Origin of the sequence: Thalassospira sp. MIT121401, assembly GCF_047125595.1 — a bacterium.
In the GTDB taxonomy this organism is placed as follows: Bacteria; Pseudomonadota; Alphaproteobacteria; order Rhodospirillales; family Thalassospiraceae; genus Thalassospira; species Thalassospira povalilytica.
Window position 1 is genome coordinate 3,644,317 of the sequence record NZ_CP138926.1, and the last position, 24,523, is coordinate 3,668,839.

Below are 24,523 nucleotides of genomic sequence, written 5' to 3' on the forward strand. Positions count from 1 at the left end.
GATAGCCATTGACTATGGTTATTGATCGGAAGACCCTGTCAAAGGTGACAAAATCGGGAGACTGTCATGGAGATGAACCAGATCCGCTATTTTCTGGCGGTATGCGAACATCGCAACTTCACCCATGCGGCAAATGCATCGAACGTGTCGCAACCGTCCCTGACCACTGCGATCAAAAAGCTTGAAGATGAATTGGGCGGCCCCCTGTTTATCCGCGATCGGGCCGGGTGCCGTCTGACACCGCTTGGCAAACTGGTCAAACCGCGCCTGACCCGGGTTCTTGCCGAAACGATCGAAGCCAAGGCCGACGCCATCCGCCATACCCGATTAGACAGGGTCCCGATCAGCATCGGCATCGGCGAGACCATTGGTCATAACAGGGTTTCCAGGGCGGTCGAACGGTTCAGAACGCGCATCCCACAGGCCGAAATCGAACTGATCATCGCACCGGCTGACGGGTTGTTTTCCGGGCTGCGTGATGGTGATTTTGACATTGTCATCACCGCCCAACCGGCCAGTCCGACGCTGTATCGCATAGATAGTCTCTATCGTGAGGACTATAAACTTGTCGTCGCCCCCCATCATCCGCTTGCCCGGTGCGATGGCGTTTCACTTGGCGATCTTGCCAGTATCAACATGCTGGACCGGCCCAATTGCGAAATGCGCGATACCCTTCATGCCGCCTGTGCCGATCAGGGGCATGTGCTGTATGCGGCCTATCGTTCCAATCGGGTGGATTGGCTGATTGAACTGGCGCGTCAGGGATCCGGGGCCGTGATCCTGCCGGCAACGGCAATTCCGGCGGGGGACGGTCTGGTATCCTTGCCGATCCGCGATATGGAAATCACGCGCGATGTGGTCGCCCTGCGCTATCGCCATCAGATATCAAGACCGGAAACCAATGAACTGATCGCCGAATTCGCCCGGTGTTGACAGCCAACCTGAACGCAACCGGCGGCAGGTAGCATCTAACAAGCGACAAACCAGCGCCCCGAAACAAAAAGGCCCGCATCACAACGATGCGGGCCCTTGTCATGCTTGGTAACGGGTCGGCCTGAAATCAGGCCCCCAGATCTTCACCGGCCAATGCACGGTCGATCAGGGCAACGCTTTCTTCAAGACCATACAGGGCAATGAAGGAGCCCATGCGCGGGCCCTGTTCCTGACCCAGCAGGATTTCATAAAGCGTTTTGAACCAGTCACGCAGGTTCTCGTAATTGTGGTTTTTGCCAACCGTGAAGACTTCGGTCTGGATGTCTGACGGATCGGTGCCCGGTTCGATTTTCGACAGCGCATCGCGCAGATCGCGAAGGGCTGCTTGCTCGGCCTCGGTAGCAGGACGGTATTTCTTCGTCGGTTTGACGAAGTCACGATAATAGTTGATCGCATAGCCGACCAGCTTGTCGAGATACGGCGCACTTTGCGGGGTTGCACCGGTGGCATAGCGCGAAATGAACTTCCACAGCAGATCACGGTCATCGGTGTTACACACCGAAACCAGGTTCAGCAAAATGCCAAACGACAGCGGAATGTCGCGATCCGGGGCCGTACCGGCATGGATGTGCCAGGCCGGGTTCTGAAGGATTTTGGCCGGATCGGTTTCAGTTTTGAGCTTTTCGGCAAAGGTCAGATATTCATCCACGGTTTTCGGGATGACATCGAAATAAAGACGCTTTGCGGTTTTCGGCTTCTGGAACATGAACAGCGACAGACTGTCTTCCGGCGCATAGGTCAGCCATTCTTCAACCGACAGGCCATTGCCCTTGGACTTGGAAATCTTCTGGGCGTTTTCATCGAGGAACAGCTCGTAATTGAAGCCTTCCGGCGGGGTACCGCCAAGCGCCTTGACGATCTTGTTGCCAAGTTCGACCGACGGAATAAGGTCCTTGCCGGCCATTTCGTAATCCACACCCAGCGCATACCAGCGCATCGCCCAGTCGGGCTTCCACTGCAATTTGCAATGACCGCCGGTAACCGGGGTTTCGACCAGCTTGCCGGTTTCGGGATGTTCGTAAACGATGGTGCCGCTTTCGGGTTTCAGCTCGGTGACCTTGGCCATCAGGACCTTGTTGGTGTCCTGTTCGACCGGCATGAACGGGCTATAGGTCGCACGGCGTTCTTCGCCAAGGGTCGGCAGCATGATTTTCTGGATCGCGTCATAGCGTTCCAGAACGCGCAGCAACGCATCATCAAACATGCCCGAACGATAGCATTCGGTCGAAGATTTGAATTCATATTCAAACCCGAAACCGTCAAGGAATTCACGCAGTTTGGCGTTGTTATGATGGGCAAAGCTTTCATGGGTGCCAAACGGGTCAGGAACGGATGTCAGCGCCTTGCCAAGATGCTGGGCGACCATGTCCTTGTTCGGGATATTGTCGGGCACCTTGCGCAGGCCATCCATATCATCGGAAAAGCAGAAAAGCTTGGTCGGGATATCGCACATGGTTTCAAACGCGCGGCGGACATAGCTTGTGCGCGCGACTTCGCCAAAGGTGCCGATATGGGGCAAACCCGACGGACCATAACCGGTTTCAAAAAGGACATAGCCCTTTTCAGGCGCCTTCTGTTTATACCGCTTGACCAGCTTGCTGGCTTCCTGAAAAGCCCAGACGTTGCTGTTAAGTGCGGCATCTCGAAGATCGGCTGTCATTTTTGAAACCTTGTTTGTCAGTTGGATCGTTAAATTAACGTGGAAAACCAATGCACGGCAGATCACCCGGATCGCGTGCGTGCGCGAAGCTATACCTCACCACCGCCCAAGATCAAGCATCTGTTGCGCATGGCTGCCAAATAATCGCGGAATTCGTCATGCCTGCGACCTCATGCAAACCCGTTTGCCCCGTCCCTGCCCCGCACCGGCCCCGCCGGGCCCGGGCGCTACAGCCACATCGGCCCGGCTTTGCCAAGCCTGCCCGATAATTGCCGTACATTCCCGATAGATCATTGCAAAGCCCCGATCTTTTCGGGGTGGCCAGCGTCCCGATACCGGCATTTTGTTGATAGCAACCCGAATGCATGGTTGTATGGGACGTGATCTTTGCATCCTGTGCCATCAGACAAGGAATTTGCCAATGCTGCCCCTTCCTGTGACCGTCTGTACCGTTGCGATTTTTGCCCTGATGCTTACGGGGCTGAGTTTGTTTGTGTCGCTGCGCCGCCGTGATCTGGGGATCGCGACCGGTGATGGTGATGACCGCATCCTGCGCCGGCGCATTCGTGCCCATGGCAATTTCATTGAAAATGCACCGCTTTGCACCTTGCTTGTGCTTGCGCTTGAGGCCGTTCTGGCAACGTCTGACATTATCTGGGTGGTTGCGATCATTCTGATTGCCGCGCGCATCATGCATGCAATCGGGACCCTGAACTGGTCAAGCAAACGGCTGATCCCGCCGGCCATGGTGATGCAACATGCCACCATGGTGATTTGCGGTATCTGGTTGCTGGTTCAGACATTTGGCAATCTGACCATGGCTGCTGGCATGTGATGGGCATTGACCAAAAATCGCCCGCCATAACGGCAAAAATCGCGCATTTCCCCGACCCGGCCCGCGAAAAGATCAGCCGGATCCGCGACATGATCCATGATCTGGCTGCCGGGCTGGACGGGGTTGGTGCGATTGAGGAAAGCCTGAAATGGGGAGAACCGGCCTGGCGCCCGATATCGGGATCGGGCACCACCATTCGTGCCGACTGGAAGGAAAAGACACCCGATCAGGTGATGATCTTCCTGGATTGCAAAACCGACCTGATTGACCGCGCCCGCAGCCTTTTGCACCCCGAACTGACCTGTTCGGGCAATCGCGCGGTCATCTTCTCCCTTGATCAGCCGCTTCCTGAAAATGCGATCAGAACCCTTTTGGGATGGGCGCTGACCTATCATCTGGACCGCAAAAAGCGCGCCTGATGGCGCGACATACAGCCGGTTAAAAAAAATAAGCCTGAAAAAACACCCCAAAAAAACGCCTGAAATACCCCTGAAACGCCCGTGTGCCGCGCGATGGCGGTGCGTGGTTGTATGAGTGCGGACAAATACCTCCCCATATGAGGGTATATTACTATCCTATGGTATTATATACCTATGGGTAGTTTCCTATACTTTTACAGATAGAACTACATCGGGGATAAAGGTCAATGCCAAGCGTTTTCAAGAATTTACGTATTTCGCACCGGCTTTACAGTCTGGTTGGAATGCTGGTCGTGTTCATCGGCATTCTGGGTGCCGTGGGTGTCTACACCATGTCGGTTATCGGGCATGAGCTCGAAGAAGTCGCCCATCGCGACCTGCCGCTGAATGGTATTCTGGAAAAAATCACGCAGCATCAGCTTGAACAGGCCATCCTGATGGAAAAGGCATTGCGGATCGCCAATATTTCCGCCCATGACAAAAGCGAAACCTTTGAGTCCGTGCGCGCGCATTTCACCGAAGTCGCCCACCTGACCGACGACGAAATCGCCACCGCCCATCAGATGGTCAAGGATTTTCTGGCCGGTGATCTCAGTGATGCGGCGCGCACGGAATTTGAAAAAGTCCTGATCGCGCTTGAACGGATCGAAAAAGAACATCTCGATTATGAACTTCATATCGAGGAAATCTTTGATCAGGTCACCACCGGCAATTATGACGCCGCCACGTTCGAGCAGGCCGTCATCAAGGTCGAGGAAGAACAAAGCGTCCTTGATCACGAAGTCGAAGCCCTTCTTTCGGAAGTTTCCGCCTTTACCCGTGCCTCGATGGAAGTTGCCCTTCAGGATGAAATTCGCGGTCAGACAATGATCGCCATCCTTTCAAGTGCGGCGACCGTGCTTGCCATCATCTTGTCGGTTCTGCTGGGACGCAGCATTTCCGGCCCGATGAAGAACCTGACGTCGGCACTTGGTGCGCTGGCTGATGGCAAACTCGATACCCCGATCCCGGCCAGCAAGTATCGCGACGAGGTTGCCGATATCGGCGATGCGATGAAAGTGTTCCAGGCCAACATGATCCGCGCCCGCGAACTTGAAGAAGAACAAAAGAAAATCGATGCTCTTCAAATGCGCCGCCAGGATGAACGCAACCATCTGGTCAGCGTGTTCGGGTCCTCGATCGGTGCGGTTTTCGGCCGTATCCTCAACAGTTCCGAAAGCATGGTAAACCGTGCAAGCGGTGTGCGTGACAATTCGGGCCGGACCTATGACCTGGCCCTGACGGTCGCCACCGAAGCCGAACAATCGTCGGGCAATGCAAGTTCGCTAAGCTCCGCGGTCGAGGAAATGGTGGCATCAATCGAAGAAATTTCGAACCATGTTTCGAACTTTACCGATGTGTCGCGTGATGCCGTGCGCCATTCCGAAGTCTCGCGCGAAGAAATGAAGAACCTTCAGGAAGTGGCGAGCGAAATCGGCGAAGTGGTCAGCCTGATCACCTCGATCGCGCAACAGACCAGCATGCTGTCACTCAACGCCACCATCGAAGCCGCCCGTGCCGGTGAAATGGGCAAAGGCTTTGCCGTCGTCGCAGGCGAGGTCAAAACCCTTGCCAAACAAACATCAAACGCCACCGATGAAATCGCCCAGCGCATCACCCGCATTCAGGAAGTCGCCGACCGTTCGGCCCGTGCGATTGGCGATGTTGCCGCCGTGATCGAAAGCATCGATGAATATGTCACCGGGATCGCCGGGGCCGTCGAACAGCAAAATGCCGCAACCCGCGAAATTTCGCGCAACGTGACTTTTGTATCGGAAAGCGCGACACGGGTGGCCGGCAATATGGGTGAAATCCGCGGTCAGGTCGAAGATGTCAGCGGCAATGCATCCGAAGTCCACACCGTTGCAGAAACCACCGCCAAAGAAGCCGCCCTTCTGAGCCGCGAGGTCGATATTTTCCTGGCTGCGGTACAGAATTCCGACATTCATGACGACACCTACAGCGTCCATGACATTAATGTCGGCGGCAGGATTACCTTTGGCGAACAGGCGATGAATATCACCCTTTCGGAAATTTCCTGTGCCCATGTCCGGATTTCGCCGTCACCGGATCTGCGTCCGGGCGAAGTGGTCGAACTGGTGATTGATGGCATCAATCAGCCGATCAATGCCCGTGTTGCCCGCCATGAAGACGGACACAGCATCCTGCAATTCCCGCTTGATGGTGACCATCTTGCAGTGATGCGCGCCCATATCGATACACTCACCACACACAACAAACAGGCTGCATAATCATAAAATGAATTGGGAGTGGTGGCGAAACGGGGCGGTCATATGACCGCCCCGTTTTGGTGTGCCGACACTTGCGCAGACCAGATGATCAGGCGCGGCGCGGTTTTTCGATCTGATCGCGCAATGCCCGCAAGTCGCGATTAAGGCGCTTGGCAGTTTCAATATCAAGGCCGGTGGCCTCAAGAATGCAGGTCGGAATTTCTTCGGCCTTTTCGCGCAATGCCTTGCCTTGTTCTGTCAGGCGGATGCGCACAGACCGTTCATCATTGGGATCACGGTTGCGCATGACCAGACCATTGGCTTCGAGCCGCTTAAGCAACGGTGTCAGGGTGCTGGATTCCAGATACATCTTTTCACCGATGCTGCGAACCGACTGGTCGTCTTCCTGCCACAGGCTGACCATCACCAGATATTGCGGATAGGTCAGGCCAATCTGGTCAAGCAGCGGCTTATAGATCCGGTTAAAGGCATGGCTTGCCGAATAAACCGAAAAGCACAGAAACTTTTCAAGCTGCAAAAAGTCTTCCTTGGACGTGTCTTTCATCGGTTCATCCTGTCTGAAACTGTCGGGCATCGCGTCTTTGTCAGATCACCACACGGTGTCCTGACATCTATATATATGGTGCCCTGACATATAGCGGGCGGCGGTTATGGTCAAACCCGCGGCCCGACCTTTGGGCGACGTCACAGGATCACTTTCGGCTTTCCTGCCGGTTTCCTGCGGGTTTTTCTGCTTTTTTCTTAAGCTTTCTGCCGTTTGCTTCACGAAACCTTCGGTGCAATCTGGATCGGCTTGAAACACAAAGCCCGATAATTTATATCGTTCACGATTTAATTACAAGCGATTCATTTGCATGCCTGCTATTTCATTTTTTATATCGTGCGCGATTAAATTGTGTGCGATACATAATTCCACACAGACACACAGCGCCCGCTACCGGGCCGATCAAAGGAACAGACCCATGAGCCCATTGAAATCAAAAATTGCCACCGCCGCAGTATCTGCCGCACTGGCCTTTTCGACCGCGATTGCCTCTTCTGCTGCTTTTGCTGAACCGGTTCTTGAACCGACCACCCGGAACTTCATCAATGCCCTGGAAGCATCGGGCGGCCCGGCGATCTATACCCTGACCCCGACCGAGGCCCGCAATGTTCTGTCCGGTGCCCAGTCCGGCAAAATTGCCAAACCGGCCGTCGATATTACCGATACCGTCTTTGGCGTCGGTCCTACCGGCCAGACAAAAGTCCGCATCATCCGCCCGGCCGGAAATCAGGATCGCCTGCCTGCAATTGTCTATTTCCACGGCGCTGGCTGGGTGATGGGCGATACCGGCACCCATGACCGCCTGGTCCGTGAACTGGCCGTGCGCGCCAATGCCGCCCTGGTCTTTGTCGATTACGAACGTTCACCCGAACAGCGTTATCCGATCGCCATCGAACAGGATTACGCCGTGACCAAATATGTCGCCGAACATGGTGAACAGCTTAATATCGATCCGACCCGCCTTGCGATTGCCGGTGACAGTGTCGGGGGCAACATGACCGCGGTGGTCTCGCTTCTGGCCCAGGAACGCAAAGGTCCGGCCATCACCGCCCAGGTCCTGTTCTATCCGGTGACCGATGCCGATTTTGACAATGGCTCCTATCGTGCCTTTGCCAATGGCCCATGGTTGACCAAACCGGCAATGGAATGGTTCTGGAACCAGTACCTGCCTGAAGGCGTTGATCGTAAGGACCCGAAAATAACCCCGATCCATGCCAGCGCCGAACAGCTTTCCGGACAGGCACCTGCTCTTGTGATTACGGCTGAAAATGACGTGCTGCGTGACGAAGGTGAAGCCTATGCTCGCAAACTGTCCCAGGCTGGCGTCGATGTCACGGTCACCCGATATAACGGAACGATCCATGATTTTGTCATGCTTAATGCCCTTGCCGATACCCCGGCCGCCAAAGGCGCGATTGCCCAGGCAGCCCAGTACCTGCACACGGCCCTTCATGGCAACTGATCACCCGGTCTGACACGAAACCTTCACACTCTCTTTCGGGTAGGCGCGGTTGCGCCTGCCCACCCCCGGCGACATATGCAAGAAGATGCGATGGACAGCCGGGTCGTCAACCAGAACTGAAACACGGTTCAAACAAAGGATGAAAACCATGTCTGTAGATGTCAAATACACCGCACAAGCTTCTGCAACCGGTGGCCGCGATGGTCGCGCCAAAACGGCTGATGGCTCGCTTGATGTCAAGCTGACCACGCCCAAGGAACTTGGCGGTGCGGGTGGCGACGGCAACAACCCCGAACAGCTGTTTGCCATGGGGTACTCGGCCTGCTTCATCGGTGCGATGAAATTTGTATCTTCCCAGGGCGGCCCGAAAATCCCGGCCGATGTTTCGGTAACCGCCGATGTCGGGATCGGTCCGCGTTCGGCCGGCGGCTTTGGCCTTGCCGTCACCCTGACCGTCTCGCTTCCGGGCCTTGATAAGGCCGAGGCCGAAAAACTGGTCGAAGAAGCCCACAAGATCTGCCCGTATTCGAATGCAACGCGCGGCAATGTCGATGTCAAATCGGTCATTGCCTGATCACAAGGCTCCCCCCTGCTGATCGGCACTCCCCCCGAAAGCTGATCGGCGTTGCAAGGCCCGGTGTCCCCCGCACCGGGCCTTTTTTATGGCGTACTCAGGCGATCATGCGTTCGATCAAGGCTTCGTCGCCAAATCCACCGGATTTCGTCACGATATCGACACCGTCAAACTGTCCGCCCAGAATGCGCGACACCGGCAATCCCGGCCCGACTTCGCCAAAACATTCCATCGATTGGGCGCCGCTGGCCGCAAGAATGGCCGACAATGTATCCCCGCCAATCACCATAAGACCAGTTCCCGGATGCACCGAAAGTTTCGGGACTTCTTCCATCAGTGCGGCGACTGTTTCCTCGGCGTTTTTTGCCGTCGGCACCGGATCAAGCAGGACCGGCCCGTTCGCGACGGATCCAAGACCGTGACGCACGGCATTTGCAATCTGTTTTCGGGTCACCGGATGGGCCGTACCCGCCACAATGACGGATAACCGCGGTTGCGGGCGGCTTGTGAATTCCGGGGTCAGTGCCTGTGCAAGTCCGCGACTTCCCGCCCACAGGATGTCGGGCACATCGCGACAGCGCGCCACCAGCACATCAAGATCTGCTTGCGTCACCGCATTGCCGATCACAACGCCTTTGACCGGGCTCTCGGGTGAAAATATCTGTGCTTCGACACCAAAATCGGCAAACGCCTGGCGCAAATCATGGACCGATGCCGGTTCCCAGTCATTGCCGGACCGCACTTCATGCATGCCATCGCGTGTCCGGCGGCCCATTTCGGGAAAGGCCGGTGCAAAGATACAGGTCGAAAACGCCCCGCATCGCATCATCTCGATGGTTTCAAGGATCGAATTGCCGCGCAGGACACTGTCGACCTTTTTAAACCACAGGGCCCGATCCTGCCCCGTGCGGTTCACATTATCCCCGCCATCGCCAAGCAACTGAAAGGCCCGCCCGACCGCGGCCCGGCTTTGATCTTCGGGCAGATCGCGGCTTTCGCTGCTGATCGTCACCTTGGCGCCAAGCATTCCGCCATCCGACAAAATCAGGCGCACCGGCGCATCAGGCGATGCAAACGGGGCTGCGGCATCAAGTGCACCGGTCAAATCATCGGCCAGAATACGCACGTCACTCATTGGGCACCTCTTGCGATACCGTTTCGACCGGTATGTTTCTTTGTTTCAGTTCCTTGAGCATGTCCGGGCTGATCCGGTCATCGGTAATGATCAGTCCGATTTCCTCAAGACCGCCAAACAGACTGAAGCTGCGGCTGAAAAACTTGCTGCTGTCGACCAGCAGAACCACGAATTCCGCCGCCGAAATAATTGCGCGTTTGACTTCGCACAATTCGATTGAACTGTCCGAAAGACCATCGTTTGAAACCGCATGGGCCCCGATGATCGCGACATCGGCGCGAAGCTGTTCGATCATGCGCACGGCCGACGCCCCCAGCAATGTCGATGACCCGGGGCGCACATTTCCACCCGCGACAAAGGTATTGATCGTGTTGCTTTGGGAAAAAACCGACGCAATCGAAAGATCGTTTGTAAAGGCGGTGAAAGGCACATCGCGTTCGACCATGGCATGTGCCGCGGCAAGGGTGGTTGTTCCACTATCTACCAAAACGGTCTGACCGGGCTGAATAAGTGCAGCCGCGCGTTGGCCGATGCGGTTCTTGGCATCCCTTTCCAGTTCGGATGAAATCGCGGCTTCGGGTTCGAACCCCTTGCGGTCGCTGACATTCATCATCGCCCCGCCATGGGTGCGTGTCAGATGCCCGGTGGAACACAGATATTCAACATCGCGCCGGATCGTGGACACCGACATGTCCAGCCGTTCGGCCAGTTCCTTGAGTGACGCCATTTCCTCCCGGCGCAGGAATTCGATAATTCTGGCACGTCGCTTGGCTGGCAACATGAACGCCTCCTTGGTTTTTTCTTTGTGTTAGCACATCTCCGCACGCCAAGACGAGCCAATATCTACCAAAATCACCCAACGGATACAAATTTTGGATATTTTTATGAATATTTTCTTCCAATAAATTCCATTTAGTGTCAATTTCTCCCACGATCAATCAAAATCAATCGGGAAATTAATTTCCCCACAGCGGTCCTTCGGGAGGAACCCATGAAAATCAAACACACACTCGAACGCATTCCTGGCGGCATGATGATTGTCCCGCTTTTGCTTGGCGCGACCATCAATACCTTTGCGCCGGACTTGCTGCGCATCGGCAATTTCACCGAAGCCCTTTTCGTCAATAGCGCGGGTGCACTGATCGCACTCTTCCTGCTCTGTGCCGGTGCACAGATCACCCTGTCAAATGTCGGAACGGCTGCGGCCAAGGGCGCGACCCTTCTGGTTGTCAAATGGATTGCCGGTGCTGCGGTCGGTCTTCTGGCCTATGCCATGGCCGATAGTGGCGGTCTGTTCTTTGGCATGGTGCCGATTGCCATCATCGCGGCAATGACCAACTCGAACGGCGGACTTTATGTCGCGATTGTCGGTCAGTACGGACGCGCCGATGACAAGGCTGCCTATTCGATCCTTGCTCTGAATGACGGTCCTTTCCTGACCATGATCGCGCTGACGGTCTTTGGTGCGATGGGCTTTGTCGAAGGCTTCTTCTCGATCATTTCGTTTATTGCCGTGTTGCTGCCGATTGTTGTTGGCATGGTGCTTGGCAACCTTGATCATGAGCTGCGCGCATTCCTTGCCAAGGGCAGCGACATGCTGATCCCGTTCTTTGCCTTTGCCCTTGGCATGGGCATCAATTTCCAGGCCATCATCGAAGGCGGCCTTGCCGGTATTCTGATCGGCATCCTGACGGTCTTTGTCACCGGTACTGCGGGCTATATCGTGTTCCGTGTCATGAAATGGAACCCGATTGTCGGCGCGTCCGAAGGATCGACCGCCGGTAACGCTGTTGCCACACCGATGGCGATTGCTGCGGCCAACCCGCTGTTTGGTCAGCTGGCCGATCTTGCAACCGTCCAGGTCGCGGCCTCAACCGTGACAACGGCCATTTTGCTGCCGATCTATATCTCGTTCCTTGTTCGCCGCACCGACTTGACCGGGATGACCGACCAGCAGGCAGAAACCACAACCGGGTCGGGCGAAACCACCGCCTGATCACCCGGCACGCAGATAAAAGAAGGTAAAAACATGAAACCGATCGTAGCAATCACCATGGGCGATGTTTGCGGTGTAGGTCCGGAAATCGTTGCACGCACCGTTGCCGATCCGCAAACTTACGAAATGGCCCGCCCGATCGTTATTGGCGATGCCGGCAAACTGGCCGTCGCCCGCGATATCGTCGGTGCAAAATTCGACATCAAGACGTTCCTGCCAACCGATCCGGTTCCGCAAGAACCGGAATTGGGCACCGTTCTTTGTGCCGATCCGGGCTTTGATCTTGCCGATCTTCCGTTTGGCGAAGTCAATGCCAAGGCCGGTCATGCCGCCTTCGAATATCTGAGTGCCGCCATCGATATGGCCAAGGCAGAGCGCGTGGCAGCAATTGTCACCGCTCCGCTCAACAAGGAAGCCCTGCATGCCGGTGGCCATATCTTCCCCGGCCATACCGAAATCCTCGCGGAACTGACCGGGACCGAAAGCTATTCGATGATGCTGGCGACCCCAAAGATGAAGGTCATTCATCTGACCACCCATGTTGGTCTGATCGAAGCCATCCGCCGCATCAACCCGGAACGGACCTATCAGGTGATCCGGCTGGCTCATGACACCCTGTCCAAGGCCGGTCAGACATCGCCGCGCATTGCCGTTTGCGGCATCAACCCGCATGCCGGTGAAAACGGCCTGTTTGGCGAGGGCGAGGAAGAGGAAAAACTCATCCCCGGCATCGAACGCGCCCAAAAGGAAGGCATTGATGTTCAGGGCCCGCTTCCGGCCGATACCCTGTTTTACCGTGCGACACGCGGTGATTTTGACGTCGTGGTGGCCTGCTATCACGATCAGGGCCACGGCCCGGTCAAGGTGCAGTCGATTGACGAAGGTGTGAACATCACCGTCGGTCTTAAGGGCGGAATTATCCGCACGTCGGTCGATCACGGCACCGCATTCGACATCGCCGGCAAGGGCATCGCCCGTTACGAAAGCCTGATCGCAGCCATCCGTTATGGGGTTCAGCTGGCACCAAATGATCGCGCTATCGGTCCTGCGGCCTAATCTGTTTTTCAGATTATCGCTTCTGGGGGTGGACCGACCAAAGCCCGGCGTCAATGCGCCGGGCTTTTTTATGTCTTCGATGCTGGACCGCGCCGCAAAAGCAGGCTAATCCGGTGCGATGACAACCGATATCGCCCTTTTTGCCGGGTTATTCTTTTCTGCCCTGACCTCGGCCACCATCCTGCCCGGCACGTCCGAGGCGGCATTGGGCGCCCTTGTCGCCAAGGGTGATCACGCGGTCTGGCTGCTTGTCATGATTGCGACTGCGGGCAATGTCATCGGATCGATCATCAACTGGGCGTTTGGCCTTTATATCGACCGGTTTCGCGATCGTCGCTGGTTCCCGGTATCGGGCGCGGCACTTGATCGTGCGGCACGATGGTTTTCGAAATACGGGCTGTGGTCGCTGCTTCTGGCCTGGCTTCCGATCATTGGCGATCCGCTGACCCTGTTTGCCGGGGTGATGCGGGTCCGTTTCATCCCGTTTCTGATCCTGGTCACCATTGGCAAGGCCGCGCGCTATGCCATGATTGCCGGTGGGGCATCGGCACTGGCTTCGATGCTGTCATAATGCCATCACCTCATACCCTGCATTGATGCGGACCATCGGCTGGGGCCACCGGCTTGAGAAATCCGCTTGGGTAATCGGCATGAGCAATCGTCACGGGCAATAGGCACTGGCAATCCGCTTGGGCACTGCGTCGGCCGGGGCAAAATTCCCGACAGGGCAATATCGTTCAATAAATCACGGCAAAACGGCCTCATCCTGCCTGCAACAGTTTAACCGCTCCGGCCCCACAAAGCGGACACCAGCCAGCAGGAAACATCCGATGACCGCCACCCTCAGCCTTTATCTTTCCATGGCAAGTTTCGCGCTTGCCGCCTCGATCACGCCGGGCCCGGTCAATATTCTGGTGCTGAGTTCCGGCGTCCAGTACGGGTTTCGCCCTTCGCTTCGTCTTGTCTTCGGGGCAACGGCGGGCTTTTGCCTTTTGCTGCTTTTGATCGGGCTTGGCCTGCATCAGTTGCTTGAAACCTTTCCGCAGCTGACCACGATCATTCAGTGGGCCGGTGTTGCCTTCTTGCTGTTCATGGCCTGGAAGCTGTTTTCATCAAATGGCGAGTTGGGAAAATCCGATGCCGGCACGGGTCCGTCGGTCATGACCGGCGCGGTGATGCAATGGCTTAACCCCAAGGCGTGGCTGGCATCAATCGCCGGGATGGGCGCCTATGCCGCGTCCGGTGCGCCGACCCTGATCTGGGAATTTAGCGCGATCTATTTCGTGATCTGTTTTGCTTCTGTTGCCTGCTGGGCCTATGCCGGGGCGTTTTTATCGCGCTTTTTGGGGGATCCTGCCCGCATCCGCCTGTTTAACCGCATCATGGCGGCCCTGCTGGCGGCGAGTGCGATCTATCTGACACTATAAGCCGACCGTGCGATTACTGGGTGTCGTCCTTGTTGCTGTAGGCATCCTCCCCGATAAAGTGCGGCTGAACAATCGGCAGATCGCCCAGCACCTTGTCCTGGGTTAGCGACACCAGATAGTGATAGACAACATTGCCAAGGTTATAGAAATCAATCGCCACCAGCCCGTCGACCATTTTATCGCGCAGGATCGACACATGTTCGGGTGTTGGCGCGCCTGTCCCGCCAATCAGGATCAACGGCCGGTTCTGGCGTGCGTCTGCCGGCAAATTGCGAAAGGTCTGCACATATCGCTGCGGATCATGCAACGGCCATGACCCGACCGTGATAAAGGCATCAAGCCTGTCATCCAGCATGCTTTGGCGGAACTGCGTCATCGCCAGATCAAGATTGTCCTTGTTGAACCACGGACAGCGCGGGCTTTCGAACCAGCCGCCACTGCCATTTAACGGCGGCTGACTGCCCAGACCGGACGTCTTTCTGATTTCGCTTCGAAACCCGTTGATCCGTTCATTCAGATTGGGGTCATAGGGCCCGGCACTCATCAAACAGACATTCCCGCCAAATGGCAGGCGGTTTTGCAATTCACGGGCAAGCATCCGCCCGATCAGGTGGTTTTCCACACCGATAAAAGCCTGTCTGAGATGGTGAAACGGCGCAATCAGATCGGAATCAAACGTAATGACCGGCACACCGGTTTCAATCAGCTTGGGCAAACCGTTTTCTGCAATGAATTCCGATTTGGTGACCGAAATGGCAACCCCGCTATAACCTTCGCCAACCGCATCTTCGATCGCGCGGTTCTGGGCCCTGAAATATCCCAGATTGTCACCGCCCAGATGCACACACCGATCCCCCTTGATGCGCGCAGCATCATTGCATCCGCGCCAGGCCTCGATGAAATTGGGATCACCGACATTCTTGGTGATCAGGGCAAACACCCGCTCGGCCATGGCATGCCGCGACGGGCCTGCTAAAATGCTGATCGTTGCAACCACCAGCAACAAGGACTGAAGACCAAAACCGGCCCTGACACAGGAAATCATTCCAAACGGTCTCCTTTTCGGCGCGGCTGGTTTTTGGCACCCCGATCCATGCCAAAAGCCGCGCCCGATTTATCTGCTCGCCCCTTCTTTAAAATAGAATAACTAAAATGAAACACGTTTTGGTTGATTAAGATCAAGGAGATTTAAATCAAAACCAACCAAACGCTGAACCCGACCCTGACCGCATCCGCGCCGCCCCACGACCGGCATCAGACAGGCCCCCAGACACCACCTCGCCACCCCCGGCCTCATCCGGGACCACCGGGCCATATCGGATTACACACGATTACACCAACGCACACCGGGCTTGACCGGGTATCGCGTCAACGGGTCATTGCGGCGGAAGATCAGGAAAATCAGGCGGCCTGCACGCGCGCATATTGGCGTGGTGTGGTTGCCATCAGACGTTTGAACATGCGTTGAAAATGCGCCTGATCGGCAAAACCGGTTTCAAGCGCGACATCAACGATCTTTTCCCCGCGCCTGAGCGCATGACGGGCGCGCTGCACCCGGCAATTGATCAGATAGGCATAGGGGGTCATGCCAAAGGTCTTTTTAAACGCCCGCACCAGATAGGACCGCGAATAGCCCGCCAGTTCGGCAAGATCATCCAGACTGATGGTTTCGGCATAATGGGTCTGGATATAATCGCCGACCCGGATCAATTTGCGGTCATGCACCGACCCGCCCGACCCGCCTGCCCTGCCCGATCCGTCCAACACCCCGCGCCGGTTCAGCCGCACATGCAGATCGCCAAAGAACGACACCAGTGCCGTTTCCTTGCCAAGAATATCAATATCCGCAGTGACCAGCGTATCGGCCAGATCAAGCAACCCGCCATAAAGATGGGGATCATGGCTTAGCGTATCGGAAAACATCGCAAACTTGCCGGCCGCATCGGCATCGATTTCGATCTGCAAATCCAAAAGCCAGTCCGGATCAACAAACAGCATGTCATAGCACCAGTCAGCCCCCTTGACCGGGTTGCAGCCATGAACATCCTCGGGATTAAGGATCACCACCGATCCTTCTTGCGTTTCATGGGTTTTGCCACGGTTCCAATAGGTGCTGTAACCGTCCTTCACCGTGCCGATCGAAAAGGTATCGTGGCTGTGGCGCTCGTAACAAACCGCATGCCCGTCCGCCACACGCCGCAATTCGACAAACGGCAAAGCCGGATCGCGCCAGAAATGCTGATTGCGGGTGTTGGGGGCACTCATGCGGTGTGATCTTCTTGCGATTACAGTCAAGCTCGATAAATTCCAAGATAGGTCAATTTCCCCGGTAGCGCCACTGCACGTGCGCCCTTATAGTGCCCCAAATGTTCGATGATCGTTCCGAAGAAGCCCAGCCGCGTTTCATGCCGCCCAATGCACCTGTCATGGTCGTTGGATTGCGTCATGCTGTGTTTCTGTCACCCGATGGCGAGATCGAGGAACTGCCGCACGGGGCCGCGGCCAAGCGGGCACGCGCAACGCGGCCCATTCTGGTCCACACCCCGGCCTGTGCGCGGCGTTTGAAAATTGATCCGTTTGCCGCACATGATTTGCTCGAACTGTTTGCCTTTGTGCGTCCGGCACAGTTTTGCGTACCGACCCCGCGCGGCATTGCGCTGGCCACCGGGCAAAAGCCCGCCGATGACCTGATCGGTCAGGCCGAGGCCCTTGCAGAAGCCATGAAACGGCTTTTGCAGGAACTTGCCACCCTTCATCGTAACAAGCGCGGCCCGGCCCTATCCATCGCGTGGCCGATGGCACGCGGGCATTGGCCGTGGGGTGTTTCGGTTCTGGCCGCCCTTGGTGCGGATGGGGATGGCCCGCATCGCTATGCGGTTTATGAAGGGCTTAAAGTCTGGAAAAAGCTTGGTGAATGGGCCGAACATGCCCCGCCACCGCCACCCGCCAATTATCCGGTTGATCCCAAGGATGCGCGCAAGCGCCTGAAAGAACTTCTGGGCGAAGGAGCCGAGGAACGCCCGCAACAGGCCGATTATGCATCGTCTGTCTGTTCGGCCTTCGGCCCGCGCCTGCATGATGGCGCCCCCAATATCGTTCTGGCCGAGGCCGGAACAGGCACCGGCAAGACGCTGGGCTATGTCGCACCGGCATCGCTTTGGGCACAGAAAAATGACGGGGCAGTGTGGATTTCGACCTATACCCGCAACCTGCAACGTCAGATCGATCAGGAACTGGATCGGCTTTATGATGACCCCAAGGACAAGCGCCTTAAGGCCGTGGTGCGTAAAGGTCGGGAAAACTATTTCTGTCTTTTGAACTTCGAAGAAGCCCAGCGCCCGCTGACCCAGCAACCCCATCAGGCCACCCCGCTTGGCCTGATTGCCAGATGGGCATCGACCACGCGCGATGGCGATATGGTCGGTGGGGATTTCCCGGCCTGGCTGACCGAACTTCTGGGCAATCGCTTTACCGGGGCGCTGGCCGATCAGCGCGGCGAATGCATCTATGCCGCCTGCCCGCATTATTCGAAATGCTTTATCGAGAAGACCGTGCGTCGCGCCCGTTCGGCCGAAATCGTGGTTGCCAACCATGCCCTTGTTATGGTGCAGGCAGCTCTTGGCGGGCTTGATGACAGCTCGATGCCGACGCGATACGTCTTTGACGAAGGCCATCATTTGTTTGATGCAGCCGATAAGGCATTTTCATCCCACCTGACCGGGCAGGAAGGGCAGGAATTGCGCCGCTGGCTGCTTGGGGCCGAGCAAAAGGGATCATCGCGTGCGCGTGGCCTGAAACAGCGGCTTGAAACCCTGATCCATGATCGCGATGAATTGCGCGATGCGGTCAATGCCGTGATTGTTGCCGCCCAATGTCTTCCCGAACAGGGATGGCTTGGCCGTATTCACGACGGATCGCAACATGCCAAAGGCCCGGCAGAAGTATTTCTGGCCCATGTGCGTGCACAGGTGATGGCACGGTCCGCTGATGGGGATCGCGGCTATTCGATTGAAACCGATTGCAAACCGGCCTTGAACGAAGTCCTGGCCAGTGCGGCCGACCTTGACCGCGCGCTTGAAGCGATGGAAAAACCGGCCAGATCGCTGATCAAGATCATCGCCCATATGCTTGATGAAAAGGCCGATGAACTTGACAGCGCCGAACGCCAGCGCCTTGATGCCGCGATCCGATCCCTTGAACGCCGTGCGATCATGCAGGTCGCGGCATGGCGTGAAATGCTGGCATCGCTGGTCGAAGAAACACCGCCAACCTTTGTCGACTGGTTTGCGATTGAACGCCAGTTTGGCCGGGACTTTGATGTCGGCATGCATCGTCATTATCTTGACCCGACCTTGCCGCTGACATCGGCACTGGCCCCCACCGCGCATGGCATGGTGGTGACGTCCGCGACCCTTCGCGATGGCACCGGGGACGAAGATTTTGACTGGGCCGTGGCCGAGGACCGCACCGGGGCATCGCACATGCCGCTTCCGGCCATCCGGGCGGCAATGAAAAGCCCCTATAATTACCGCGAACAGACCCGCGTTTTCATTGTCAATGATCTGGGCCGTGATAACCCGGACCACATTGCCGCGGCCTATCGCGAACTGTTTCTGGCCTCCGGTGGTGGCGCGCTTGGCCTGTTTACCGCGATTTCACGCTTGCGCGCGATTTACGAACGGTTGACCGGGCCGATGGATGATGCCGGCCTGCAATTGCTGGCCCAGCATATTGACGGCATGGATGTTTCGACCCTGATTGATATTTTCCGGGTTGAACGTGATGCCTGCCTGCTGGGCACCGATGCGGTGCGTGACGGGGTCGATGTCCCGGGCGACAGCCTTCGTCTGATCGTGTTTGACCGCGTGCCATGGCCGCGCCCCGATATCCTGCATCGTGCGCGCAAATCGGCCTTCCACGGCGCACGTTATGACGACATGCTCACGCGCCTGCGCATGAAGCAGGCCTTTGGCCGCCTTGTCCGCCGTGCCGAAGATCGCGGTGTGTTTGTCCTGCTGGATAACCGCATGCCATCACGGCTTCTGGGCGCCTTCCCCGAAGATGTCGAAGTCCAGCGCGTTGGCCTGCGCGAGGCGATTGAACAGACCAAAGAGTTTCTGGGCAACAAGCCGCAATCGTAATGCACATCACCCGCAAGGTTTTGACAGCAGCTCCCAAACCCCATAAACAGCATCATGGTCAAACCGTGATGGAACGCGATACGTGCGACGCTGCTGGCATATCAGCCTGATCTGCAGACAGTGCCTTTTGGCGCTGGTCAGCGTCCTGTTCCTGGCCAACACCATCATGTTCGGCTTCATGCATATTCCGATGGCCAAGGCCAACGGGGCGTCGCTGGCATCCATGATGGATGGCGTGGTCCGTATTCCGATTGTGATTTGTACCGGCTCCACCTTCAAAACCATTCTGGTCCGTGCCGACGGCCTGCCCGATGAACCGGCCGAAAATGCCGATACGCCAGATGGTTATGAATGCGCGCTATGTGGTTTGGGCAATTATGCCTTTGGCATGCCCGTCGCACCGGAATTGCCCAAGCTTGCCGCGATCGAGCTTAGCAACGCCGTCACCGCCCTTCATATCACCGCGACAATGCATGGCTTTTGCGCCATTGCCCCGTCACCGCGTGCCCCGCCTGCTGTTTCCTGTCCTGTGACCAAGCACGCCTGAGAAAACGCACCCGATCGGACCAGATCCATCGGTCGTGGCGTTTTCCGGTCTGCTTTTCCTGAAATTCAAGTGCCTTTACCGGGTCGACAAAGTTTCGACCGGGAATGCACGCATCTGGACAAGAAACATGACCAACAATTCCCGATCCCCTGAAAACCAGGGGAATACAAGCCTCTATCGCGCTGTCTGGCGCTGGCATTTCTATGCCGGTCTTTTGATCCTGCCCTTCATGATCCTGATGGCGGTCACCGGCGCGGCCTATATTTATCGCGATGAAATTGACGACTGGTATCACGCCGATCTTAAATTTGTTGAAGCATCCGGCAATGCCGCCCTTCCGATCAGTTCACAGATCGACGCGGCCCTTCTTGCCGTTCCGGGCACCCCGGTCAAGGTGATGCCGCCCGCCGATCCGACGCGCAGCACCGAGATCGTCATTGCCGCCGATGCCGGCGGACGGCAGGCGGTTTATATCGATCCCTATCGCGGGGATGTGCTTGGCTATATGCCGGATCGCACCACTTTGATGTGGGTGGTTCGGCGTATCCACAGTCTGGCCGAGTTCGGCACGATCCCGAACTATGCGATTGAAATCGCATCGGGCTGGGCCATCCTGCTTGTGCTGACCGGCACCTATTTGTGGTGGCCGCGCGGTGATCAGAAAGGCGGTGTTGTCACACTCCGCGATACGCCCAAACGTCGTCGCTGGTGGCGTGATGCCCACGCGGTGACCGGCATCTTTATCGGCATTTTCATCATCTTCATGGCCGCAACCGGCATGTTCTGGTCGGTCTTCTGGGGCAAATATGCCAACGAATTTGCCAATGGCACACCCAATGGCTACCCATCCGGGGTGCGGGTTGACGTGCCGCTTTCAACCATCCCCATGATCGAGGCCTTTGGCGAAACCAGCTGGACCAACGAAAACATCCCGCTGCCGCAATCGGTTGATGGCGGGATTGGGCAAACCGCCAATCTGGCCCCGATTGGCATTGATCGTGCGATGTCGATTTTTAACGAAATGGGTCTGACACCGGGCTATGCCATCTCGCTCCCGCGCGGGGAAACCGGCGTTTACTCTGCTTCGATCTATCCTGATGATCTGTCCCTGCAACGGGTCATTCACCTTGATCAATATTCCGGCCGACCACTGATCGACATGGGATATGACGATTACGGGCCATTTGGCAAAATCATGGAGTTTGGCATCAATGTCCATCTGGGACAGGAATTTGGCATCGCCAACCAGATCCTGTTGCTGGTGATCTGTGCTCTGATCATTTTCATGTCGATTTCTGCGGGCGTCATGTGGTGGAAACGCCGCCCGTCGGGAACGCTTGGCGTGCCCCCGCTTCCACGTGATACGACCAGAATGAGGGTCGTTGCGGCAATTCTTGCCATTGGCGGCATCATCTATCCGATGGTCGGCGCATCAATGATCGTGATCTGGCTGCTTGATTACCTGTGCGTTGTCCGTCCGCAACGCAGGCAAAGAACTGCCTGATCCCGCACGAAAACAGGTGCAGCCCGGGTCACACTCGGGCTGCGCATCGCACCATCAAAATCTGGTTTCCTCGACAATATCGGCATCAATATCGTGCCGGATCGCCAGCCTCAGCGCATTGAGGATCGCAATCACGTCAATGCCTTCCTGCAACAGCGCACCGGCGACCGGGGTGATATAGCCTGCGGCGGCAAAGCCCATGGCAAGGATGGATAAAACCATACCGCCAATCACGCTTTGCAAAAGGATGCGGCGCATTGCCATGCTGATGTGAAGAAGCTCGTCAACCGTGACAAGGGATGCTTCGGGGATTACGGCCCCGGCCGCGTCCGCGGTCACCGCACTTTCCTTGCCAAAGGCAATACCGACCGTGGCGACCGCCAATGCCGGGGCGTCATTGATGCCATCGCCCATGAATAGGGTCGGGGCCTTGGCGGCCTCGCCCCGGACGATGGCGACTTTCTGTTCCGGGCTTTGCGAGGCAAGGCTGTCGCGGATGCCAAGAAGGTCGGAAAGATAGCTGACCTCGCTTTCGCGATCGCCCGACAGCAGCATGACTTTCTTGAAATGATGGATCGCGCCCAGATGCCCGACGAAATTTTCGCCCTCGGCCCGCGGGGTATCGCGGAAACGAAAAGTCGCGCCATACTGCCCGTCAATCAGCACCACGCATTCCAATCCCGCCGCCGTTTCCGGCAGAAGGGCTGCGATGTCAGGATCGGATTTCACCAGCTTGTTGCGATGGGTCACCACCACATCATGGCCGTCGACCTGCCCGCTTAGACCCTGTCCGGGTTTTTCGGATGCGTGGGCGACTTCATCAAGCGGCAAATTGCGAAGTCGGGCTTCTTTGAGAACCGCCGATGCCAGCGGATGCTTGGAATAACGTTCAAGCCCGGCCGTCAAACGCAACACCAGATCGGCATCAAAATCCGGCCCCGCCAAAACATCAACCAGTTCAGGCCGGCCATAGGTCAGAGTGCCGGTTTTATCGAAAATCGCGGTCTGACAGGTCGGCAATCGTTCAAGCACGGTCGGGTCGCGAATAACGATACCCCGCCGTGCGGCAATCGAAATTGCACTCATTACCGTGATCGGAATGGCGATCAGAAGCGGACAGGGTGTCGCCACCACGAGGACCGCCAGAAACCGCGATGAATCCCCGCTCAGATAACCGACAATAATGGCAAACAACAATGCCGCCGGGGCAAACCACGCCCCGATCTGATCACCAACGCGGCGGATATGCGGGCGTTTTTGTTCGGCCTCGGCCATGACATTCATGATCTGGGCATAACGGGAATCACGTGCGCGTTTTTCCGCCCGGATGATCAGGACCGCCTCGCCATTGATCGCACCTGAAAGGACTGCCGTTCCCGGTGCCTTTGACACGACATAGGGTTCCCCCGTCAGATAGCTTTCATCCATCGTGCCATGCCCGTCGACAACCGTGCCATCGACCGGGGCGGTTTCATGGGGAAAGACCGCAATCAGGTCATTGATTGCAATATCATCAAGGGCAATATCCGAAATTTCGCCATCGGCATTTTTGCGATGTGCGACACTGGGCATGCGGCGTGCCAGCGCATTCAGGGCCGAGGATGCCTTGCGCATGGCAAAGCTCTCAAGAACCTGCCCGCCGGTCAGCATCAGAATGATCAGGCTGGCCGCCAGATATTCATCCAGCACAATGCCCGTGACAAAGGAAATCGCGGCCAGAAAATCCGCCCCCATTTCCCGTCTGAGCAACTTGATGGCAAGCTGCCCGAGGATCGGCAACCCGCCCAGTACAAACAGGATCAAAAGTGGAATGTCGGCCGTTCGATATGCCCCGATCTGCTCGGGTGCGCCCCACATCAGGACAAAATGCCCCGCCATGGCAATCAGCGTCACCGCCAGAATGGCCCGGTTCAGCGCGGGCGCAGACAGGGCGTCATCAATCCGCACAAGAACCCTGTCAATTGCGTGATCCGTCATGCCGCCTCCGAACATCATTACATTATCATGGCGTAAAATGAATGATAACGCCAGCGTTCAGAAGACAGCAAAAAGGCGGTCAGAGACGGATCAAAGACCGATCAAATCCCGGTCAGACGCGCGCGACCTTGCCCATTGCCATCGACACCATCAAATAGCTGAAGCCCGAAGACAACAGATTGATGCCCAAAAGCAATCCGATCGCCCAGGTGGCCGAACTTGGCAATTCGGCAAAGATCAGGATACCGGCAAGAATGGCGATCGCGCCTGAAAACAGCATCCATTTCCACCCGGGAAACTGTTGCAGCCACATCCCCATGACAAGCTCGAACAAGCCATGCAGGATAAAGCCGATCGCCAGCAACACGGTCAGTGTCACAATCCCGCCAAGCGGCAGGAACGCCAGCCACACACCGATCACGCCAAATACAAGCCCCTGAATGATATCAACACCGCGGCGCGTCGGGGTATCGGCGTTCCAGGCCCCGTAAAAATGGCCAAGTGCGCCAATGATAAACAGCCAGCCAATAATCGTCTTGAACGCAATCGTGGTCGCAAACGGAAACGCCACCGCAAGGATCCCCAGCACCAGCATGACCACGCCAATATTGCGAAGCCGCTTGCGGCCTTTGTCAAGAAGTCCGCGCATTTCCGGGGTGCCGTCATTTACGATCTGGGTCATTGGCTTGCTCCTGCCTGACTGCGGTTTGTATCAACAGCTTCAACTCAAAATAGTTCATTTTGTTCCGACTGAATACAAAAGTTTATGAATTGCAATATGTTGGGAAGCTGTGATTGGCGGTGTTTCCAACCAAAACCGGGGTGAAAAACCGGCCCTGAAACCGCCCCGGCAAGGTCTTGAAACCCGGCCTTTGGCGAAAAAATTTCACCCCTGTTTTGCGCCGTCTGTTGGTCATGCGGATGCGCAGGGTACGGGTGGCCTGCCATTGCGGGGCTTTCTG

General features: G+C 56.6%; 21 protein-coding genes. 13 read left to right on the forward strand and 8 right to left on the reverse strand.

Translation table 11 applies throughout. The annotated features are described in order from the left end of the window. The first annotated feature begins 66 nt into the window (after positions 1-66). Positions 67-933: a LysR family transcriptional regulator gene (locus SIB88_RS16860; protein WP_412558605.1), complete on the forward strand. Its 867-nt coding sequence runs from the start codon at positions 67-69 to the stop codon at positions 931-933. A gap of 127 nt (positions 934-1,060) precedes the next feature. On the opposite strand, the gene SIB88_RS16865 is transcribed toward SIB88_RS16860, so the two are convergent. Then, the gene (locus SIB88_RS16865) at positions 1,061-2,653 is read right to left on the reverse strand and encodes a lysine--tRNA ligase (protein ID WP_101247465.1); all 1,593 of its coding nucleotides are present in this window, start codon (positions 2,651-2,653) and stop codon (positions 1,061-1,063) included. Positions 2,654-3,074: 421 nt separating this feature from the next. Between SIB88_RS16865 and SIB88_RS16870 the strand changes: the two genes are divergently transcribed. The 3 genes from SIB88_RS16870 (at position 3,075) to SIB88_RS16880 (ending at position 6,198) form a co-directional block, all read left to right on the forward strand. Then, complete coding sequence (locus SIB88_RS16870; RefSeq protein ID WP_068517618.1) at positions 3,075-3,488, forward strand: MAPEG family protein; 414 nt, start codon at positions 3,075-3,077, stop codon at positions 3,486-3,488. Further along, a complete protein-coding gene (locus SIB88_RS16875; RefSeq protein ID WP_412558606.1) occupies positions 3,488-3,907 on the forward strand; it encodes a DUF1801 domain-containing protein in 420 nt (139 codons plus the stop codon). The genes SIB88_RS16870 and SIB88_RS16875 overlap by 1 nt, the downstream gene beginning before the upstream one ends. A gap of 227 nt (positions 3,908-4,134) precedes the next feature. Further along, positions 4,135-6,198 carry a methyl-accepting chemotaxis protein gene (locus tag SIB88_RS16880; protein WP_412558607.1) on the forward strand — a complete coding sequence of 688 codons (2,064 nt, stop codon included), beginning with the start codon at positions 4,135-4,137 and terminating at the stop codon, positions 6,196-6,198. Between the two features lie 88 nt (positions 6,199-6,286). Here SIB88_RS16880 and SIB88_RS16885 read toward each other — a convergent pair whose 3' ends face one another. Further along, on the reverse strand, positions 6,287-6,742 hold the full coding sequence (locus SIB88_RS16885) for a MarR family winged helix-turn-helix transcriptional regulator (protein ID WP_082817715.1): 456 nt from the start codon (positions 6,740-6,742) through the stop codon (positions 6,287-6,289). A 418-nt stretch (positions 6,743-7,160) separates the two neighbouring features. Between SIB88_RS16885 and SIB88_RS16890 the strand changes: the two genes are divergently transcribed. Beyond that, positions 7,161-8,204 carry an alpha/beta hydrolase gene (locus SIB88_RS16890; RefSeq protein WP_206927906.1) on the forward strand — a complete coding sequence of 348 codons (1,044 nt, stop codon included), beginning with the start codon at positions 7,161-7,163 and terminating at the stop codon, positions 8,202-8,204. 148 nt (positions 8,205-8,352) lie between these two features. Continuing rightward, positions 8,353-8,778: an organic hydroperoxide resistance protein gene (locus tag SIB88_RS16895; protein WP_068517610.1), complete on the forward strand. Its 426-nt coding sequence runs from the start codon at positions 8,353-8,355 to the stop codon at positions 8,776-8,778. Positions 8,779-8,875: 97 nt separating this feature from the next. Here SIB88_RS16895 and SIB88_RS16900 read toward each other — a convergent pair whose 3' ends face one another. Beyond that, positions 8,876-9,913: a four-carbon acid sugar kinase family protein gene (locus tag SIB88_RS16900; RefSeq protein ID WP_412558608.1), complete on the reverse strand. Its 1,038-nt coding sequence runs from the start codon at positions 9,911-9,913 to the stop codon at positions 8,876-8,878. Continuing rightward, positions 9,906-10,694 (reverse strand): DeoR/GlpR family DNA-binding transcription regulator, encoded by a 789-nt coding sequence (locus tag SIB88_RS16905; RefSeq protein WP_068517607.1) that lies wholly within the window; start codon positions 10,692-10,694, stop codon positions 9,906-9,908. The genes SIB88_RS16900 and SIB88_RS16905 overlap by 8 nt, the downstream gene beginning before the upstream one ends. Positions 10,695-10,904: 210 nt before the next feature. Here SIB88_RS16905 and SIB88_RS16910 point away from each other — a divergent pair, with 210 nt between their 5' ends. The 4 genes from SIB88_RS16910 (at position 10,905) to SIB88_RS16925 (ending at position 14,392) form a co-directional block, all read left to right on the forward strand. Then, positions 10,905-11,909 carry a 2-keto-3-deoxygluconate permease gene (locus tag SIB88_RS16910; protein ID WP_412558609.1) on the forward strand — a complete coding sequence of 335 codons (1,005 nt, stop codon included), beginning with the start codon at positions 10,905-10,907 and terminating at the stop codon, positions 11,907-11,909. Positions 11,910-11,942: 33 nt separating this feature from the next. Continuing rightward, positions 11,943-12,965, forward strand: a complete 1,023-nt coding sequence (gene pdxA, locus SIB88_RS16915; RefSeq protein WP_114113446.1) for a 4-hydroxythreonine-4-phosphate dehydrogenase PdxA — start codon at positions 11,943-11,945, stop codon at positions 12,963-12,965. Between the two features lie 118 nt (positions 12,966-13,083). After that, positions 13,084-13,536, forward strand: coding sequence for a YqaA family protein (locus tag SIB88_RS16920; protein WP_412558610.1), 453 nt, complete (start codon positions 13,084-13,086; stop codon positions 13,534-13,536). 259 nt (positions 13,537-13,795) lie between these two features. Continuing rightward, positions 13,796-14,392: a LysE family translocator gene (locus SIB88_RS16925; protein WP_412558611.1), complete on the forward strand. Its 597-nt coding sequence runs from the start codon at positions 13,796-13,798 to the stop codon at positions 14,390-14,392. Positions 14,393-14,405: 13 nt separating this feature from the next. On the opposite strand, the gene SIB88_RS16930 is transcribed toward SIB88_RS16925, so the two are convergent. After that, positions 14,406-15,437, reverse strand: coding sequence for a substrate-binding domain-containing protein (locus SIB88_RS16930; protein ID WP_412558612.1), 1,032 nt, complete (start codon positions 15,435-15,437; stop codon positions 14,406-14,408). Positions 15,438-15,793: 356 nt separating this feature from the next. Then, on the reverse strand, positions 15,794-16,657 hold the full coding sequence (locus SIB88_RS16935) for an AraC family transcriptional regulator (RefSeq protein WP_412558613.1): 864 nt from the start codon (positions 16,655-16,657) through the stop codon (positions 15,794-15,796). A gap of 101 nt (positions 16,658-16,758) precedes the next feature. Between SIB88_RS16935 and SIB88_RS16940 the strand changes: the two genes are divergently transcribed. The 3 genes from SIB88_RS16940 to SIB88_RS16950 all read left to right on the forward strand — a co-directional run bounded on the left by SIB88_RS16940 (position 16,759) and on the right by SIB88_RS16950 (position 21,584). Further along, positions 16,759-19,533 carry an ATP-dependent DNA helicase gene (locus tag SIB88_RS16940; protein WP_412558614.1) on the forward strand — a complete coding sequence of 925 codons (2,775 nt, stop codon included), beginning with the start codon at positions 16,759-16,761 and terminating at the stop codon, positions 19,531-19,533. Between the two features lie 127 nt (positions 19,534-19,660). Beyond that, on the forward strand, positions 19,661-20,080 hold the full coding sequence (locus SIB88_RS16945; RefSeq protein ID WP_412558615.1) for a hypothetical protein: 420 nt from the start codon (positions 19,661-19,663) through the stop codon (positions 20,078-20,080). 127 nt (positions 20,081-20,207) lie between these two features. Next, on the forward strand, positions 20,208-21,584 hold the full coding sequence (locus SIB88_RS16950) for a PepSY-associated TM helix domain-containing protein (RefSeq protein WP_412558616.1): 1,377 nt from the start codon (positions 20,208-20,210) through the stop codon (positions 21,582-21,584). A gap of 54 nt (positions 21,585-21,638) precedes the next feature. On the opposite strand, the gene SIB88_RS16955 is transcribed toward SIB88_RS16950, so the two are convergent. Both SIB88_RS16955 and SIB88_RS16960 read right to left on the reverse strand, forming a co-directional pair. Continuing rightward, a complete protein-coding gene (locus SIB88_RS16955; RefSeq protein ID WP_412558617.1) occupies positions 21,639-23,561 on the reverse strand; it encodes a heavy metal translocating P-type ATPase in 1,923 nt (640 codons plus the stop codon). A gap of 112 nt (positions 23,562-23,673) precedes the next feature. Beyond that, positions 23,674-24,243, reverse strand: coding sequence for an HdeD family acid-resistance protein (locus SIB88_RS16960; protein WP_068517590.1), 570 nt, complete (start codon positions 24,241-24,243; stop codon positions 23,674-23,676). Positions 24,244-24,523: the final 280 nt, after the last annotated feature.

Bases quoted from the DNA above. Each gene is read 5' to 3' on its own strand.
- SIB88_RS16860 (WP_412558605.1), top strand. From the start codon at position 67: ATGGAGATGAACCAGATCCGCTATTTTCTGGCGGTATGCGAACATCGC.
- SIB88_RS16885 (WP_082817715.1), bottom strand. From the start codon at position 6,742: ATGAAAGACACGTCCAAGGAAGACTTTTTGCAGCTTGAAAAGTTTCTG.
- SIB88_RS16910 (WP_412558609.1), top strand. From the start codon at position 10,905: ATGAAAATCAAACACACACTCGAACGCATTCCTGGCGGCATGATGATT.
- SIB88_RS16895 (WP_068517610.1), top strand. From the start codon at position 8,353: ATGTCTGTAGATGTCAAATACACCGCACAAGCTTCTGCAACCGGTGGC.
- SIB88_RS16930 (WP_412558612.1), bottom strand. From the start codon at position 15,437: ATGATTTCCTGTGTCAGGGCCGGTTTTGGTCTTCAGTCCTTGTTGCTG.
- SIB88_RS16925 (WP_412558611.1), top strand. From the start codon at position 13,796: ATGACCGCCACCCTCAGCCTTTATCTTTCCATGGCAAGTTTCGCGCTT.
- SIB88_RS16880 (WP_412558607.1), top strand. From the start codon at position 4,135: ATGCCAAGCGTTTTCAAGAATTTACGTATTTCGCACCGGCTTTACAGT.
- SIB88_RS16960 (WP_068517590.1), bottom strand. From the start codon at position 24,243: ATGACCCAGATCGTAAATGACGGCACCCCGGAAATGCGCGGACTTCTT.
- pdxA (WP_114113446.1), top strand. From the start codon at position 11,943: ATGAAACCGATCGTAGCAATCACCATGGGCGATGTTTGCGGTGTAGGT.
- SIB88_RS16865 (WP_101247465.1), bottom strand. From the start codon at position 2,653: ATGACAGCCGATCTTCGAGATGCCGCACTTAACAGCAACGTCTGGGCT.
- SIB88_RS16870 (WP_068517618.1), top strand. From the start codon at position 3,075: ATGCTGCCCCTTCCTGTGACCGTCTGTACCGTTGCGATTTTTGCCCTG.
- SIB88_RS16890 (WP_206927906.1), top strand. From the start codon at position 7,161: ATGAGCCCATTGAAATCAAAAATTGCCACCGCCGCAGTATCTGCCGCA.
- SIB88_RS16920 (WP_412558610.1), top strand. From the start codon at position 13,084: ATGACAACCGATATCGCCCTTTTTGCCGGGTTATTCTTTTCTGCCCTG.
- SIB88_RS16935 (WP_412558613.1), bottom strand. From the start codon at position 16,657: ATGAGTGCCCCCAACACCCGCAATCAGCATTTCTGGCGCGATCCGGCT.
- SIB88_RS16875 (WP_412558606.1), top strand. From the start codon at position 3,488: ATGGGCATTGACCAAAAATCGCCCGCCATAACGGCAAAAATCGCGCAT.
- SIB88_RS16950 (WP_412558616.1), top strand. From the start codon at position 20,208: ATGACCAACAATTCCCGATCCCCTGAAAACCAGGGGAATACAAGCCTC.
- SIB88_RS16955 (WP_412558617.1), bottom strand. From the start codon at position 23,561: ATGACGGATCACGCAATTGACAGGGTTCTTGTGCGGATTGATGACGCC.
- SIB88_RS16940 (WP_412558614.1), top strand. From the start codon at position 16,759: ATGTTCGATGATCGTTCCGAAGAAGCCCAGCCGCGTTTCATGCCGCCC.
- SIB88_RS16905 (WP_068517607.1), bottom strand. From the start codon at position 10,694: ATGTTGCCAGCCAAGCGACGTGCCAGAATTATCGAATTCCTGCGCCGG.
- SIB88_RS16900 (WP_412558608.1), bottom strand. From the start codon at position 9,913: ATGAGTGACGTGCGTATTCTGGCCGATGATTTGACCGGTGCACTTGAT.